This is a genomic window from Buttiauxella sp. (assembly GCF_049686335.1).
GTDB lineage: Bacteria > Pseudomonadota > Gammaproteobacteria > Enterobacterales > Enterobacteriaceae > Buttiauxella.
The window spans coordinates 320,928-338,058 of the sequence record NZ_JBAVHX010000009.1 but is presented as its reverse complement, the minus strand read 5'-3'; the positions used below and the strand labels follow the sequence as shown (position 1 = coordinate 338,058).

At 51.9% G+C, this 17,131-nt stretch carries 15 protein-coding genes; 8 read left to right on the top strand and 7 right to left on the bottom strand.

Going from position 1 to position 17,131, the window contains the following annotated elements:
• Window positions 1–16: 16 nt before the first annotated feature.
• From licT to rhlE, 5 genes are all read right to left on the bottom strand, one after another.
• On the bottom strand, window positions 17–859 hold the full coding sequence (gene licT / locus WBL83_RS08550) for a BglG family transcription antiterminator LicT (protein WP_424588733.1): 843 nt from the start codon (window positions 857–859) through the stop codon (window positions 17–19).
• A gap of 164 nt (window positions 860–1,023) precedes the next feature.
• Window positions 1,024–2,208, bottom strand: a complete 1,185-nt coding sequence (locus WBL83_RS08545; RefSeq protein WP_424588759.1) for an esterase — start codon at window positions 2,206–2,208, stop codon at window positions 1,024–1,026.
• Window positions 2,209–2,257: 49 nt separating this feature from the next.
• Window positions 2,258–3,850: a carbohydrate porin gene (locus tag WBL83_RS08540; protein WP_424588732.1), complete on the bottom strand. Its 1,593-nt coding sequence runs from the start codon at window positions 3,848–3,850 to the stop codon at window positions 2,258–2,260.
• Between the two features lie 239 nt (window positions 3,851–4,089).
• The gene (gene dusC / locus WBL83_RS08535; protein WP_424588731.1) at window positions 4,090–5,022 is read right to left on the bottom strand and encodes a tRNA dihydrouridine(16) synthase DusC; all 933 of its coding nucleotides are present in this window, start codon (window positions 5,020–5,022) and stop codon (window positions 4,090–4,092) included.
• A 413-nt stretch (window positions 5,023–5,435) separates the two neighbouring features.
• Window positions 5,436–6,806: an ATP-dependent RNA helicase RhlE gene (gene rhlE / locus WBL83_RS08530; protein WP_424588730.1), complete on the bottom strand. Its 1,371-nt coding sequence runs from the start codon at window positions 6,804–6,806 to the stop codon at window positions 5,436–5,438.
• Between the two features lie 251 nt (window positions 6,807–7,057).
• Between rhlE and cecR the strand changes: the two genes are divergently transcribed.
• Genes cecR through WBL83_RS08505 form a run of 5 tightly spaced genes read left to right on the top strand, consistent with a single transcriptional unit; the run spans window position 7,058 to window position 12,724 of the window.
• A complete protein-coding gene (gene cecR / locus WBL83_RS08525) occupies window positions 7,058–7,753 on the top strand; it encodes a transcriptional regulator CecR (RefSeq protein ID WP_424588729.1) in 696 nt (231 codons plus the stop codon).
• Window positions 7,743–8,741 (top strand): secretion protein HlyD, encoded by a 999-nt coding sequence (hlyD, locus tag WBL83_RS08520; RefSeq protein WP_424588728.1) that lies wholly within the window; start codon window positions 7,743–7,745, stop codon window positions 8,739–8,741. The genes cecR and hlyD overlap by 11 nt, the downstream gene beginning before the upstream one ends.
• The gene (locus WBL83_RS08515) at window positions 8,734–10,476 is read left to right on the top strand and encodes an ATP-binding cassette domain-containing protein (protein ID WP_424588727.1); all 1,743 of its coding nucleotides are present in this window, start codon (window positions 8,734–8,736) and stop codon (window positions 10,474–10,476) included. Before hlyD ends, WBL83_RS08515 begins: the two co-directional genes overlap by 8 nt.
• Window positions 10,469–11,608: an ABC transporter permease gene (locus WBL83_RS08510; protein WP_424588726.1), complete on the top strand. Its 1,140-nt coding sequence runs from the start codon at window positions 10,469–10,471 to the stop codon at window positions 11,606–11,608. Before WBL83_RS08515 ends, WBL83_RS08510 begins: the two co-directional genes overlap by 8 nt.
• Window positions 11,609–11,617: 9 nt before the next feature.
• Complete coding sequence (locus WBL83_RS08505; protein ID WP_424588725.1) at window positions 11,618–12,724, top strand: ABC transporter permease; 1,107 nt, start codon at window positions 11,618–11,620, stop codon at window positions 12,722–12,724.
• Between the two features lie 88 nt (window positions 12,725–12,812).
• Here the strand turns inward: WBL83_RS08505 and WBL83_RS08500 are convergent, their stop codons facing one another.
• Window positions 12,813–13,214: a YbhQ family protein gene (locus WBL83_RS08500; RefSeq protein ID WP_424588724.1), complete on the bottom strand. Its 402-nt coding sequence runs from the start codon at window positions 13,212–13,214 to the stop codon at window positions 12,813–12,815.
• A gap of 132 nt (window positions 13,215–13,346) precedes the next feature.
• On the opposite strand from WBL83_RS08500, the gene WBL83_RS08495 reads away from it, so the two are divergent.
• From WBL83_RS08495 to WBL83_RS08485, 3 genes are read left to right on the top strand one after another with little or no spacing between them, the layout of a single operon-like run.
• Entirely contained in the window at window positions 13,347–14,105 is a 759-nt protein-coding gene (locus WBL83_RS08495) for an endonuclease/exonuclease/phosphatase family protein (protein WP_424588723.1), read from the top strand.
• Window positions 14,102–15,346: a cardiolipin synthase ClsB gene (gene clsB / locus WBL83_RS08490; RefSeq protein ID WP_424588722.1), complete on the top strand. Its 1,245-nt coding sequence runs from the start codon at window positions 14,102–14,104 to the stop codon at window positions 15,344–15,346. Before WBL83_RS08495 ends, clsB begins: the two co-directional genes overlap by 4 nt.
• Window positions 15,346–16,314: a lysylphosphatidylglycerol synthase domain-containing protein gene (locus WBL83_RS08485; protein ID WP_424588721.1), complete on the top strand. Its 969-nt coding sequence runs from the start codon at window positions 15,346–15,348 to the stop codon at window positions 16,312–16,314. Before clsB ends, WBL83_RS08485 begins: the two co-directional genes overlap by 1 nt.
• Before the next feature lie 92 nt (window positions 16,315–16,406).
• Here the strand turns inward: WBL83_RS08485 and WBL83_RS08480 are convergent, their stop codons facing one another.
• Window positions 16,407–17,117, bottom strand: a complete 711-nt coding sequence (locus tag WBL83_RS08480; RefSeq protein WP_424588720.1) for a Bax inhibitor-1/YccA family protein — start codon at window positions 17,115–17,117, stop codon at window positions 16,407–16,409.
• Window positions 17,118–17,131: the final 14 nt, after the last annotated feature.

Here is a 17,131-nt window from a genome sequence, read left to right as displayed (position 1 = left end):
GCCTTTCGGCACGCCGCTATGAAACTTTAAGACTCTCTTTGCGCACCCGCTCGATGTGAATCGCGAGGAACATAATTTCTTCTGTGGTTAATTCTCGCTGATATTCCGTCAGCAAATGGCGGCTGAGTTTTTCAGCACAGCGCCAGGCCTGAGGATAATTATCTTTCACCGCTGCATGTAACGTCACATCATCATCTGCCACCACGTTGCGACTCAGCATACGTTGGGCAAAAAACTTCAGATGCGTAACAAAGCGCTGATAACTCAAACTATCTTCGTCATACTCAAACCGTAGCTGATATTTAACTATCTGCAAAATTTCTTGCATCACGCGGGTAACGTGCATCACTTCAGGCATTTCGCTGTTCAACTGTGCGGTAACAAGATGCAGCGCGATAAAGCCTGCTTCATCTTCCGTCAGTTGCACATTCAGCCGTTTTTCAATGATGGCCAGCGCTTCCTGACCGAGCAAAAACTCTTTGGGATAGAGACGCTTAATTTCCCACAACAGCACGTTGCGGATCGCCACACCCTTTTTTTGCCGCTCGATAGCAAAATGGCAATGGTCCGTCAGCGTGATGTACAGACTATCTTGCAATTTGCCGAGTCGCTGACGCGAAATCTCAATAATGCGATCGCACGTGGTCATCACTTCCAGTGGGATTTGGCTGAGTAATTCGCCTAAACGGGCCACCAGTTCATCGCTTTTCAGGGCAAAAACCTTCTCGATTTTATCCTCTTCAAGCAGCGCACCTACCTGTTTCTGAAAGGCCAGACCGCGCCCCATCACCACTTGCTCACGTCCGTTTTCGTCCAGAATCACCACTACGTTGTTATTGAGTATTTTGGCGATCTTCATCTGTACTCACCCATACCTCAGAAACAAAAAAAACCTGACATCCGACCGGAGCCAGAAAATCAGGTTTTGCCTGCAAAAGCAGTAACAATCCACTCCGGCCACTCTACCAGTTTAGCTTCGCCTCTCAATGCCACGTATAGCAAAGCGTGACGGCTGTCGCGAGTTTACTGATGTGGACTGACGAATAACTGCTGAACAAATTCCGCATACGCGGGTCGCCAGACATCCATTTCGTGTCCCAACCCAGGGTAGAGTTTATAAGTAAACTTCACCCCTTGTTGTTCCAGTTCACTTTTCAGACCGGCGATATCTTTACCCGTGACGCCATCTTTTTCCCCCACCACAAGGGTGAAGTTACGCAACTGCTGGTTAATCGCCTTCGGTTGTGTGAGCTGACGGGAAACGGCTTCATTTGGCACGGTTGTGGTCGTCACGCCGCTAAATGTTGCCAGCCAGCCAAAACTCTCCAGATGGCTCATTCCAGAAACCAGCGCCTGATAACCGCCTTGTGATAAGCCCGCCAGCGCCCTGCCCGCCGCCTCTTTGCGCGTGGTAAAACGACTGTCAATCAGCGGAATGATGTCTTGCATCAGCTCTTTATCTGCCGCACTCGCGTTAAGAGGATAGAAATCTTTGCGCCGCTCAACGGGCGGGAAGTTTTCTGCCACTGCCTGCTGGATGTTAGTTTCGGTATCCGGCACGACAACCAGCATGGGCTTAATTTTGCCTTCCGCCAGTAAGTTATCCATGATTTGAGGAATGCGTCCCTGAGTGATGGCTGACAGGCCAGTATCGCCAAAGCCGTGATAGAAATAGAGCACCGGCAGTGGCTCACCGCCCGCTTTGTATCCCGGCGGCGTCCAGACATAAATCTGGCGCTCAGCCTGCAACGCACTTGAATGATAGGTTAACCTACGCAGGTCGCCGTGCGGCACGGCGCGCTCATCTAAAATGCCGCCGGGAACCAGAATAAGACTGGTATTAACCTGGCGTTGCGGCTTGGTGAAGCGGCTGCCGGTATCAATGCTGCGAAAGCCATCGATATCAAAATAGTATTCGTAAAGATTTGGCTTAAGCGCGGCGCTGGTCCAGGACCAGACTCCGGATTCATCACGCTGCAGATCCTGAGTCACCTGGTTGTCTGGCGTACTGCCGACGACCACCGAAACGCGTTTTGCCTTGGGTGCAAACAAACGGTACGTCACGGAGTTATCGCTATTGAGACTCGTAACATATTGGCTAACCGGCACTGTTGCGGCCGGTGTAGCAGGTAGCGCTAACGCCTGAAAGGGTGGCGTGCCCAGCAGCCCCACAACAAATAATGATAAATAATGCAGCTTAATTTTCATCATATTTCCTTATTTCATCCATTATTTTCTTCATGAACATCATCCATTTTTACCACCACACTTCAGCCTGAGCGCCGATGGCAATTTGGTCGTTTTTCTCATCCGCAAAACTAAAATTATCCAGCTCATTATTCAGCGAGTGAATATATGTGCCATAGAAACGTATTTCCGGACGTGAAGTTAACATACTGGTGTTAACCTTGAATGCGTGATAGAGCGTAGTTTTATAACCGGATTCAGTAAATTCATCGCCAGATTTATCAGTATTTTGCTGGTTGAAATAACCTAATTCAATTCCCGTCTGGTTATATTTATTCCAGATCCAGGCTGGGCGAACGACGGCACGAACGCTTTCAAAGTCAGTGTGGGCACCCGTTTCATAGCTATAAACATCTTCACCACGTGAATAAACCAGCGCATTAGCTAAAATAATATTGTCGCTTAAATAGGTTTCACCTTGTGAGACAATTCTTAAAGCGGCACCACCAGTATGCTCACCGTAATAACGCCCATTAAAGGAAGTATAAGGGCTTGAACCTGAGTAACGGGCAAAACTGCTCGCCAGAGAATTATTTGCGACCAGCAAACTAAATTCGTTAAACCCGCCGTTGTCAAAATACTGCTTCAACGCCGTGCCAACCATCCAGGTATCTTTCCAGCGATAATAGCCATTATTGTCTTCATTATTGTTTTGCGTGTCATTCTGGTTCGCCATGGCATAGCGCCCATTAACCATAAGTTCAGCTTTATCCCATAACGGAATCGACTTATAACGCGCATCAATAGTATTAATATTCAGTTTCTGCGACTGGCTCAGATCCTGATTATAACCGTCCACGTCTTCACGAATTAACGCAATGTCCAGCTTCCCGCTACCCAGTTTCATGTCCTGAATTCCCAGGCCGCCACCGCCATCGGTGCGTTGCGTTTTCCAGTCCAGCATCTGGATTTCATACATTGGTAACTGGTGCTTCCCGACCCAGAAATCGGCTTCAGGTGCAAAAGGTAAGAAGCCTTTAGTGTTAACATAAAGATCGGAAAATTGGAGGTAATTCTCGTTACCCGCGTTATCGCCAAACCAGCCTGCGGAATATTGCTGGCCGACGTTACCGTCCAGTTGTACGACCGCATGAACCGTTTTACCCGCTTCGTTATAGACCCGCTGTGATAGCTTTAAATCAAACCAGTTACTGTATTCGTTCCCCAGGCGCCCTAATGAACCGATAGCCCAGGATTTTGGTGCGCCTTCCGTGGTGGTTCCCCAGCCCGAGCGGAAATAACCGTTATAGCTGAAGCCAATATCCTCCTTCACAAATTTGCTAAGGTCGCTCATGGTCATCGCCGAAACGTTTGACGTCGTATTATCAGATGACGGTGAGGTTGATGGCGTATTTGTTGCGACTAATACTTCATCAGGTCGGCTGGTTTGCCTGGTTAATACATTCATTGAAGAAATATTTCTGCGATTAATTTCCTCCTGTGATTTATAATATTGGAGTTCTTTTTTGGTTTCCCGCAAATCCTTTTCTAACCATTCCAGACGCTGCTCTATGGAGAGTTTAGTGCTGCTTTGTGCATTAAATGGAAAGGCCAGAGGAGCCATTAATAATGTCGTGACCAGGCAATGTGATTTAATATCCATATAAAAATCCCCAGATGTCAGGCAATCAGTAACGTAATTGCGAATTGTCTTGTGAAAAAAACAAAAAAAACCCGACCCCCATTACAAATGGGAATCAGGTTTTGCCTGCATATGCAGTAACAATCCAGTAATATCTTACGCCGGAGATAATAATCGCCAACAAACCTTTGGCAATGTTTATTTAAAAACTCTGTGACCGCCCTCTGCTTTTAACTCCATTAGATTAGCGATTCCTTTAATTATAAAGTTTTAATTGCCTGGCTAATTTCCGCGGATGTTTTATACGTCCTGATCTCAGTAAATAACCCTGTGGCTTCAATATATTCTTTACGCAAATAGCCAAGCCATTGCTTGATACGTGCCACGTGATACATACCGGTATCGCCCTGCTTTTCCAGCTGGCTGTACTTTTGCAGTAATTTAACGACGTCCGGCCAGGGCATACGCGGTTCGTTATATTTAATCACCCGGCTTAAGTTCGGCACATTCAGTGCGCCACGCCCGATCATGACAGAATCGCAACCTGTTGCAGCCATGCAATCTTGCGCGCTTTGCCAGTCCCAGATTTCACCATTGGCAATCACCGGAATCGATAAACGTTTACGGATTTCACCAATCGCCGCCCAGTTAATACGCTCGGCTTTATAACCATCTTCTTTGGTGCGCCCGTGGACCACAAGCTCGGTGGCACCGGCCTGTTGCACGGCATCGGCAATTTCAAACTGACGCGCGTCGCTGTCCCAGCCGAGGCGGATTTTAACCGTAACCGGTAAATGCGCGGGCACCGCTTCACGCATCGCTTTTGCGCCACGGTAAATTGAATCGGGATCTTTGAGCAGTGTTGCGCCGCCACCGCTACCGTTCACCAGTTTGGATGGGCAGCCGCAGTTAAGATCCACGCCCCAGGAACCCAGTTCCACGGCGCGGGCGGCGTTTTCAGCCAGCCATTGCGGATGTTGACCCAGTAACTGAATGCGCACTAAGGTCCCGGAAGAGGTGCGGCTGGCATGATGCAGCTCCGGGCAAAGCTTATAGAAGGATTTTGCCGGCAAAAGCTGATCGACCACGCGCAAAAACTCGGTGATACACAAGTCGTAGTCATTCACCTCGGTCAGCAGTTCGCGAACGAGCGAGTCGAGAACGCCTTCCATTGGTGCCAGTAGCACGCGCATAACGTTTTTCCGGTAAAAAAAAGAGGCGCTATATTAGCACCTCTCGAATGAGTCTTAAAACCACCCTCACCCCGCCCCTCTCCCTGATGGAGAGGGAGAAAACCGGACTGTCCCACTCTCCTGATGGAGAGGGAGAAAACCGGACTGTCCCCTCTCCTGATGGAGAGGAAGAAAACCAGGCTGTCCTCTCTCCTGATGCAGAGGGAGAAAACCAGTCTGTCCCACTTTCCTGATGGAGAGGGAGAAAACCGGACTGTCCCCTCTCCTGGGGGAGAGGGAGAAAACCGGACTGTCCCACTCTCCTGATGCAGAGGGAGAAAACCAGGCTGTCCCACTCTCCTGATGCAGAGGGAGAAAATCAGACTGTCCCCTCTCCTGGGGGAGAGGGTTAGGGTGAGGGCGTGACGAATTAATTATGCTGAAGCAGGCTTACGCGCTGGACGACGACGTCCGTTAGCACCAGCCGGTTTTGCTGCACCTTCACCCTGTGGGCGTGATGCACGACGCGGAGCACTGCTGCGATCGGACGATGCGCCGCCGCCATTGCCACCACGACGTTGAGCCTGGCCCTGACCGCCGCCATTACCACGACCGCCGCCACGTTGTTGCTGGCGACCGTTAACGATAGGTTCGGCTGGAATTGACGGATCCACTTCGTAGCCTGGGATCGCCATACGCGGAACTTCACGCTTGAGCAGACGTTCGATATCACGCAACAGTTTATGTTCATCAACACAAACCAATGACAGCGCTTCGCCCGTTGCCGCTGCACGGCCAGTACGGCCAATACGGTGCACGTAATCTTCCGGTACGTTTGGCAGTTCGTAGTTCACAACATGCGGCAGCTCTTCGATATCGAGGCCACGTGCAGCAATGTCGGTTGCAACCAACACACGAATGCCACCGTTTTTGAAATCAGCTAATGCACGGGTACGAGCGCCCTGGCTCTTGTTACCATGAATCGCGGCAGCGGTGATACCGTCTTTACCCAGCTGTTCTGCAAGGTGGTTAGCGCCATGTTTGGTACGGGTAAACACCAGCACTTGCTGCCAGTTGCCTTCACCAATCATCTGCGACAGCAGTTCTCTTTTACGTTTCTTATCAACGAAATGAACGTGCTGAGTGACCTGTTCTGACGCGGTGTTACGACGCGCGACAGACACTTCTTCTGGGTTATGCAGCAGCTTTTCAGCCAGGCCTTTAATATCGTCAGAGAAGGTCGCGGAGAATAGTAAGTTCTGGCGACGCGCAGGCAGTTTGGCCAGTACGCGACGAATATCATGGATGAAGCCCATGTCCAGCATACGGTCGGCTTCGTCCAGCACCAGGATTTCTACCTGGTCCAGTTTCACGGCGTTCTGGTGTTCCAGATCTAACAGACGGCCAGGTGTTGCCACCAGCACATCGACACCGCTACGCAGTTTCATCATCTGCGGGTTAATGCTCACGCCGCCGAAAACCACCAGCGAGCGGATATCTAAATATTTGCTGTAGTCACGCACGTTTTCGCCAATCTGAGCGGCAAGCTCACGGGTTGGCGTCAGGATCAGCGCGCGCACCGGGCGACGGCCTTTCGCATGCGGCTGCTTATCAACCAGGCGCTGCAACAGCGGCAAGGTAAAACCTGCGGTTTTGCCGGTACCGGTTTGGGCACTGGCCATCAGGTCACGACCGGCTAAAACGACCGGAATTGCCTGGCGTTGAATAGGGGTAGGCTCACGATAGCCTTGCTCTTCCACTGCACGCAGAATATCGGCGTTCAGGCCGAGAGAATCAAAAGACATAGGTACTCCAGAATCGCCCTGACCGCGAGGTGCGGTGTAGTTTCCAGGGGTTCATATGACGCCAGTCATTCTGGCGCGAGAGAGGGGCACAAACCACGGTGCCGTAAGCCGCGCAGTGTAACAGGTTTTGTGACTTTGCGCACAAATTCTATTTTTCGATGCATTCACAAGATAAATGCGACGGGCTAGACAGATAAAGATAACAAGACTACTTTTAATCAATCGATTGATTAACTTTTTAAGAGGTCGGTATGAACGCGACACCGACGCCTGTCACTACTCGCGGCGAACAAGCCAAAAAGACGCTGATTGCGGCGGCTCTCGCGCAATTTGGTGAGTACGGATTGCATGCCACCACGCGCGATATCGCCGCCCTCGCCGGGCAGAACATTGCCGCCATTACCTACTATTTTGGCTCGAAAGAAGAGCTGTATATGGCCTGCGCGCAATGGATAGCGGACTTCATCACGCATAATTTTAAGCCTCATGTTGAACGCGCCGAGGCGATTCTCAGCCAGCCACAAACCGATAAACCACAGATCCGCCAGCTGATTCATACCGCCTGCAATCACATGATTATCCTGCTGACTGCCGATGAGACGCTGAATCTCAGCAAATTTATCTCCCGCGAGCAGCTCTCGCCAACCCCTGCTTATCAGCTTATTCACCAGCAGGTCATTGAGCCCATGCACGCTCATCTCACCAGCCTCGTGGGGCGTTATACCGGTCGTCGCCCGGATGACACCGAAACGATTCTCCATACTCACGCACTGCTCGGGCAGGTTCTGGCTTTCCGTCTGGGTCGAGAAACCATTCTGCTGCGAGCGGGATGGACAACCTTTGATAGTGAAAACGTTAAAAAAATCAGTGATGTGGTAGGCAGCCATATCGATTTTATTCTGCAAGGTTTAGCTAGCCAACAAGGAAACAACGGCAATGAAGAGTAAGAAACCGATCATTATCGTGGCAGTTGTGGTGCTGATTGCAGCGGGCATAGCCGGCTGGATGTGGTACCAGAGTCAGCAGGATAAAGAGCTGACGTTGTATGGCAACGTTGATATTCGTACCGTGAATTTAAGCTTCCGCGTGGGCGGGCGTCTTGCGGCCTTGCAGGTAGATGAAGGGGATGCGATTAAGGCCGGAGCAATCCTTGGCGAGCTGGACCAGGGGCCGTATCAAAACGCGTTGCTCCAGGCGCAAGCCAATGTCGCGGCAGCGCAGGCCAAGTTTGACCTGATTATCGCCGGTTATCGTGACGAAGAGATCGCACAAGTTGCAGCCCAGGTGAATCAGGCACAGGCGGCGTTCGATTACGCGCAGAACTTTTATCAACGCCAGCAAGGTTTGTGGGCACAACGCGTCATTTCCGCCAACGAACTGGAAAACGCGCGTTCATCAAGCGATCAGGCCAAAGCGACTTTGAAAGCGGCGCGCGATAAGTTAAGCCAGTACCGTAAAGGTAACCGTCCGCAGGAAATTGCCCAGGCACAGGCCAGTCTGCAACAAGCGAAAGCCCAGCTCGCCCAGGCACAACTGGACCTGCAGGACACCACGCTTATTGCGCCATCGGATGGTACGTTGCTCACCCGTGCCGTGGAACCCGGCAGCATGCTTAATGCCGGAAGCACAGTATTAACCCTCTCCCTCACCCGCCCGGTTTGGGTGCGCGCGTACGTTAACGAGGTAAGCCTCAACCAGGCAAAACCTGGCACCGAGCTGTTGGTCTACACCGATGGCCGCCCGGATAAGGCGTATCACGGCAAAATTGGTTTTGTCTCCCCGACCGCTGAATTCACACCGAAGACCGTCGAAACGCCGGATTTGCGTACCGATCTGGTGTATCGCCTGCGGATTATTGTCACTGATGCCGACGACGCACTGCGCCAGGGGATGCCTGTCACGGTGAAATTCAATAACGAGAACGCCCATGAATAGCCAGGAAGGCATCATCCGCCTGCAAGGGTTGATGAAAGCGTTCCCTGGCATGCAAAAACCGGCAGTGGCCAGCCTGGAATGTGAAATCCGCACGGGTGCGGTCACCGGTCTGGTAGGCCCGGATGGTGCCGGGAAAACCACGCTGATGCGCATGCTCGCAGGTCTGTTAAAGCCAAGCGAAGGCAGTGCGTCGGTGATTGGGCTGGATCCGGTGAAGGATGACCGCGCTCTGCATGCGGTTCTGGGATACATGCCGCAAAAATTTGGCCTGTATGAAGATTTAACCGTGATGGAAAACCTGACGCTGTATGCCGATTTGCGCAGCGTCACCGGGCATGAACGTGAAGCGACGTTTAAGCGGCTGCTGGAATTTACTGCCCTCGGCCCGTTTACCTCGCGTCTGGCGGGGAAGTTATCCGGCGGCATGAAACAAAAACTCGGCCTCGCCTGCACGCTGGTAGGCCAGCCTAAAGTGTTATTGCTTGATGAGCCCGGCGTCGGCGTTGACCCTATTTCACGCCGCGAACTGTGGCAAATGGTGCATGAGCTGGCGGGTGACGGCATGTTGATTCTGTGGAGCACGTCGTATCTCGATGAAGCCGAACAGTGCCGCGATGTGTTGCTGATGAACGAAGGCGAACTGCTCTACCACGGTGCGCCTAAAGAGCTGACTCAGCAAATGGCCGGGCGCTCGCTGCTGGTGAACCATCAACAAGAAAATAACCGCAAGTTGCTGCAACGCGCGCTCAAATTGCCACAGGTCAGTGATGGCGTAATTCAGGGTCGCTCGGTACGCCTGATCCTCGCCAAAGACGCCTCTGTTGATGAACTCAGCCACGCACTTGATGTGCCACCCGACAGCATTTCACAAACTGAACCCCGTTTTGAAGATGCCTTTATTGACCTGCTGGGCGGCGCGGCCACACAAGAATCTCCGCTGGGCAAAATTCTGCATACCGTGGAAGGCACGCAGGGCGAGACGGTCATCAAAGCCGAAGCGTTAACTAAAAAGTTTGGCGACTTTGCGGCTACCGATAACGTGGATTTCACCGTCCAGCGCGGTGAGATTTTCGGCCTGCTGGGGCCAAACGGCGCCGGAAAGTCCACCACCTTTAAGATGATGTGTGGGCTACTGGTGCCGACTTCTGGCAAAGCGCTGGTGCTGGATATGGATCTCAAAACCAGTTCCGGCAAAGCACGTCAGCATCTGGGATACATGGCGCAAAAATTTTCGCTGTACGGCAATCTGACCGTTGAGCAAAACCTGCGCTTTTTCTCCGGCGTTTATGGCCTGCGCGGCAAAGCTCAGGAGGAGAAGATTAACCGGATGAGCGAAGCCTTCAGCCTGAAACCGATAATGAACAGTGCCACGGATGCGCTGCCGCTAGGGTTTAAACAACGGCTGGCGCTGGCGTGTTCGTTAATGCATGAGCCGGACATTTTGTTTCTTGATGAACCGACTTCAGGCGTCGACCCCATCACCCGTCGTGAATTTTGGTTGCATATCAATAGCATGGTGGAAAAAGGCGTCACCGTTATGGTGACCACGCACTTTATGGACGAAGCGGAATACTGCGACCGTATTGGGCTTGTGTATCGCGGCAAGCTGATTGCCAGTGGCACGCCGGATGACCTGAAAGAGCAAGCCGCTGATGATGAGCAAACTGACCCAACCATGGAACAGGCGTTTATTACGCTTATCCATCAATGGGATAAGGAGCATGAAAATGCGTGAGCATAATCAGGCCGTTTCCTGGCGGCGGGTTCGTGCCCTGTGCGTGAAAGAAACTCGCCAGATTGTGCGCGACCCCAGCAGTTGGTTGATTGCGGTGGTGATCCCGTTACTGCTGCTGTTTATTTTTGGTTACGGTATCAACCTGGACTCAAGCCGCCTGCGCGTCGGGGTTTTGCTGGAACAGCAAAGCGAAGAAGCGCTGGATTTCGCCCATACCATTACCGCATCGCCTTACATCGACCCGACCATTAGCGATAACCGTCAGCATCTGATTCAACTTATGCAGGCGGGGAAAATTCGCGGTCTGGTGGTGATCCCAACCGATTTTGCGCAAAACATGGCGCGAGTGGGTGCCACGGCTCCCGTGCAGGTGATAACCGATGGCAGCGAACCGAACACCGCCAACTTCGTTCAGGGTTATATGGAAGGTATCTGGCAAATCTGGCAGCAGCAACGGGCGGAAGACCGGGGCGAAAAATTTGAACCGCTGATCGACGTGCAGCTGCGCTACTGGTTTAACCCCGCAGCCATCAGCCAGCATTTTATTATTCCCGGCGCGGTGACCATCATCATGACGGTGATTGGCGCGATTCTTACGTCGCTGGTCGTTGCGCGTGAATGGGAGCGCGGCACCATGGAAGCGCTGCTCTCAACTCAGGTGACGCGCACCGAACTGCTGCTGTGCAAACTGCTGCCCTATTACGTGCTGGGGATGCTGGCGATGCTGCTGTGTATGCTGGTGTCGGTGTTTATTCTCGGCGTGCCTTATCGCGGTTCATTATTGATTTTATTCTTCATCACCAGCCTTTTCTTGCTCAGTACGCTTGGCATGGGGTTATTAATTTCCACTATTACGCGCAACCAGTTTAACGCCGCGCAGGTCGCGTTAAATGCCGCGTTCCTGCCGTCGATTATGTTGTCCGGGTTTATTTTCCAGATAGACAGTATGCCCGCCATTATCCGCGCGGTGACCTATGTGATCCCGGCGCGTTATTTTGTCAGCACGCTGCAAAGCCTGTTTCTGGCGGGGAATATTACGACCGTGTTAGTGATCAACACACTGTTTTTAATTGCCTCGGCGGTGATGTTTATCGGCCTGACGGCGATGAAAACCAAACGCCGTCTTGATTAAGGGAAAGCGATGTTATATCGACTCTGGACATTAATTCGCAAAGAACTGCAATCCCTGCTGCGCGAGCCGCAAACCCGCGCGATTTTGATTTTGCCGGTAGTGTTGCAGGTGGTGCTGTTTCCGTTCGCCGCCACCCTTGAGGTGACTAACGCCACTATCGCCATTTATAACGAAGATAACGGCAGCCACTCGGTGGAACTGACTCAACGTTTTGCCCGAGCCAAAGCTTTTAGCCACGTGTTGTTGCTCAAAAGCCCGCAGGAAATTCAGCCGACGATTGATAACCAGAAAGCGCTGCTGCTGATTCGCTTCCCGGCGGAATTCTCACGCGATATCGCCAGCCAGCAGCCCGCAAAACTGCAAATCATTCTGGATGGGCGAAACTCAAACAGTGCGCAGATTGCCGCAAACTACCTGCAACAGATTGTGAAAAATTACCAACAGGAATTGATATCCGGCCAACCAAAACCGAACAACAGCGAGCTGGTGGTGCGCAACTGGTATAACCCAAATCTGGACTATAAGTGGTTTGTGGTGCCGTCGTTGATTGCGATGATCACCACCATCGGCGTGATGATTGTGACCTCGCTTTCCGTTGCGCGTGAACGCGAGCAAGGTACGCTCGATCAACTGTTAGTTTCCCCGCTGGCCACCTGGCAGATTTTTGTCGGCAAAGCGGTGCCCGCGCAAATCGTGGCTATCGGCCAGGCGACTATCGTGCTGAGTGTCGGGATCTGGGGTTATCACATTCCGTTTTCCGGCTCGCTGTTGCTGTTTTACTTCACGATGCTGATTTACGGTTTGTCGTTGGTGGGCTTTGGTTTACTGATTTCGGCGCTCTGCTCGACGCAACAGCAGGCGTTTATCGGCGTGTTTGTCTTTATGATGCCGGCCATTTTGCTGTCGGGATATGTCTCGCCGGTGGAAAACATGCCGGTGTGGTTGCAGAACCTGACGTGGGCGAACCCGATTCGGCATTTCACCGACATTACCAAGCAGATTTATTTGAAGAACGCGAGTTTTGACATTGTCTGGGGAAGTGTGTGGCCGCTATTGGTTATCGCGGCCACGACCGGTTCAGCGGCGTACTGGATGTTTCGGCGCAAAATCGCCTGATGCCCGTCATATTTCAAGTTGCATGTGCGTTGGTGTTACTCGCTCACCCCAGTCACTTACTCAAGTAAGCTCCTGGGGGCTCACTGCGTCATCGCCTTCCTGCAACTCGAACTATTTTGGGCATATCTTTAACGATCAGCGAATAGATAATCGGCCCGGCAATCATGGCAAGGCCCGCGCCTGCAAGAAGGAATTTATTCTCGACGACGCGTGACAACAGCCACAACGCAATCATCGCTGAGCCGAAATACCAGGTGGTGGTCAGCTCTTCAAGAAAATCACCAATGTTACGTAAGCGCCCTGTACGAACACCTTGCAGGGCAAACATCAGGACGACTGTCGCGAGATACAGCGCACATAACCCAATGCCGACCGGTATGAGGGTGGCGGTTTTCCAGCCAACGAGCAGCGCACAAAGCACAGAAAGATGCAGCATTATTTGCCAGCAGCTTAGGCCTGTAGTCACTTGTACACGTTGTTGCCATTTCATTATTTCTCTCCTGGCCACTAATTCCTGTCATTCAGAGTACCGCAGTATGCGGAAAATTCCGTAACCCGACACCTATTTGTGACAGAGACTACACTTTATTTTCATCAGGATGTTAACAATGCCGGGAGAAGCATGGGTAACAAGACTCAGCACTTTTCTTTTAAAGTGCTCACAATTAATACACACAAAGGCTTTACCGCTCTCAACAGGCGTTTCATTTTGCCTGAATTGCGAGAGGCGGTACGCGCCGTTTCCGCTGATATTGTCTGCTTGCAGGAGGTGATGGGTGCTCACGAAGCCCACTCCCTGCGGGTAGAGAACTGGCCGGAAAACAGCCATTACGAATTTCTCGCCGACAGCATGTGGAGCGAATTTGCCTATGGCCGCAACGCGGTTTATCCCGAAGGCCATCATGGTAATGCGGTGCTATCACGTTTCCCCATTAGCCATCATATCAATCGCGACATCTCGGTCGAGGGCCACGAAAAACGCGGCATGCTGCACTGCCAGATAAACCTTCCTGGCGCGAATATTCGTGCACATGTCATTTGCGTTCATCTGGGTTTGCGAGACGCACACCGCCAGGCACAGCTCAACATGCTTTGCCAACTGGTGAACGAACTCCCTGAAGGCGAGCCTGTGGTCGTCGCCGGTGATTTTAATGACTGGCAGCAACGCGCAAATCATCAGCTCAGGCAAACCGGGTTAGACGAAGTGTTTACCCGCGCACGGGGCCGTCCGGCGCGAACCTTCCCTGCCCGCTTCCCGCTGCTACGCCTTGACAGAATTTATGTGAAAAATGCCTCTGCCACCGCCCCGACTGCCCTGCCATTGCGACACTGGCGGCATCTTTCGGATCATGCGCCATTAGCCGTGGAGATTCATATATGAAAAATAACTGGCGCGACGGCAACCGTATTTCGTTGCTCGAGAATGGCGATGAGTTTTTCCCGGCAGTATTTGAAGCCATCAGCAATGCGCGTAGCAAAGTGATCCTCGAGACCTTTATCTGGTTTGAAGATGATGTGGGCCGCCAGCTGCATGAAGTGATATTGAATGCGGCTAAACGTGGCGTGAGCGTGGAAGTGTTGCTCGACGGCTACGGCTCACCCGATTTAAGCGACGATTTTGTCAGCCAGCTGACCACTGCAGGCGTGATGTTCCGCTACTACGATCCGCGACCTTTAGTGTTTGGTATGCGCACCAACTTGTTCCGCCGTATGCACCGCAAAATCGTGGTGGTGGATGGCACCGTTGCGTTTGTCGGCGGCATTAACTACTCCGCCGAACAAATGAGTGATTACGGCCCGGAAGCCAAACAGGATTATTCGGTCAAAGTCGAAGGTCCGGTGGTGGATGATATTTATCAGTATGTGATTTCGAATTTACCCGGCCACGATGTGAAGCGTCGCTGGTGGCAACGTCATCGTAACCCTGCCCAGGACAACCTTATGCCGGGCGAAGCGCAAGCCTTGTTTGTGTGGCGCGACAACAACGAGCATCGCGATGATATTGAACGCTACTATTTGAAAATGCTCAGCAAAGCGAAGCGTGAAGTGATTATTGCTAACGCCTATTTCTTCCCGGGATATCGCCTGCTACACGCAATGCGTAAAGCTTCACGACGAGGCGTTTCGGTAAAACTGATTGTGCAGGGCGAACCGGATATGCCGATTGTCAAAGTGGGCGCGCGCCTGCTGTACAACTATCTGGTGCGTTCTGGGGTGAAAATTTATGAATACCAGCGCCGTCCGCTACATGGCAAAGTTGCGCTGATGGACGACCACTGGGCAACGGTTGGGTCCAGCAATCTTGACCCACTGAGTTTGTCGCTCAACCTTGAAGCCAACCTGATTATTTATGATCGCAATTTCAACGAGTCACTCCGTCAGAATCTCAACGGGCTGATTACCCAGGACTGCAAATCGGTTGATGAGACCATGATCCCTAAACGCACATGGTGGAATCTGGGTAAAAGCGTGCTGGCGTTCCACTTTTTGCGCCACTTCCCGGCGATGGTGGGTTGGCTGCCCGCGCATACACCAAAACTTGCTCAAGTAATGCCTCCAGCCCAGCCGCAGCTAGAAACCCAGGACCGGGTTGAGACAGATAATCCGGGAGTGAAATATTAATGTCGCATTCCCATCCAAAATGGCGCAAAGCAAAAAAAATCCTCACCTGGCTATTTTTTATTGCCGTTATCGTGCTGCTGGTGGTGTATGCAACGAAAGTTGACTGGCAGGAAGTGTGGCAAGTTATTCGCAACTACAACCGCACTGCGCTGTTTAGCGCGGTCGGTCTGGTCATTCTGAGTTACCTGATTTATGGCTGCTACGATCTGTTAGCGCGCGCCTACTGCGGGCATAAATTGGCTAAGCGACAAGTGATGCTGGTGTCGTTTATCTGTTATGCCTTCAACCTGACGCTCAGTACCTGGGTGGGCGGGATTGGCATGCGCTATCGGCTTTATTCGCGCCTTGGGCTGCCCAGCGCCACCATTACCCGCATCTTTTCATTAAGCATTTCGACTAACTGGCTGGGTTACATTCTGCTGGCGGGGGTGATTTTTACCGCGGGCGTGGTGCAATTACCGGATCACTGGTACATCGATGAAACCACGCTGCGTATTTTAGGTGGCGTGCTACTGGTGATTATTGCGGTTTATCTGTGGTTTTGTGCCTTTGCTAAGCATCGTCACATGACGATCAAAGGCCAGCGTCTGGTACTGCCGTCGTTCAAATTCGCCGTGATTCAACTGGCCGTTTCAAGTTCAAACTGGATGGTGATGGGGGCGATTATCTGGCTGTTACTGGGACAGGAAATTAATTATTTCTTCGTGTTAGGCGTGCTATTGGTCAGCAGTATTGTCGGAGTGATTGTGCATATTCCTGCAGGGATCGGCGTGCTGGAGGCCGTTTTTATCGCCTTGCTTGCTGGCGAGCATATCAAGAACGGCACCATTATTGCCGCGCTTCTGGCTTACCGCTTGCTGTACTTTATTGCCCCGTTGCTGCTGGCGATGGTGTGTTATTTATGGCTGGAGAGTCGGGCGAAGAAGATGCGGGTGAAAAACGAGAAGAGAATGGAAGAAAACACCTGAATAAATGGTGGATGACGCTTCGCTTATCCACCCTACGAGTGATCTATTCGTAGGTCGGGTAAGCGAAGCGTCACCCGACATCTCTTTATCAATTAGCGGCGATTACCGAAAATACGCAGCAGCATCAGGAACAGGTTGATGAAGTCGAGATACAGCGTCAGCGCTCCAAGGATGGAGTACTTGCGCATAGTTTGCGTATCACGGGTATCAATTTGCTCGCCAATGTTTTTCAGCTTCTGGGTGTCATAAGCCGTCAGACCAACAAACACGATTACGCCGATATACGTCACCGCCCACATTAACGCCGTGCTTTTGAGCCAGATGTTCACCAGTGAAGCCAGCACGATACCAATCAGCGCCATAAACAGCATATTCCCGAAACCGCTCAGGTCACGCTTGGTGGTGTAGCCATACAGGCTCATCGCACCGAACATCCCGCCGGCCACCACGAACGTACTGGCGATGGATGAATAGGTGTAGACGATAAAAATGCTGGAAAGCGTTAAGCCAGTGAGGGCTGAGTACAGCATAAACAAGCTGGTTGCCATACCCGCGCTGAGCTTATGCACCATGCCGGAGAGCACAAATACCAGCCCCAGTTGCACGATGATCAAGCCGAAGAAAGTGATTTTGCTGGAAAAGACAAATTCCATCACGGCTGGCGTATTTGCCGCATACCAGGCGACAAATGCCGTCAGTAACAAGCCGCAGGTCATCCAGCCGTAAACTTGTGCCATATAGGCCTGCAAGCCAGTACGGGCCTGCTGGACGATAGTGTCATTTGAGCGTGGGAATCGATCCATGATGCTTCCTTAAG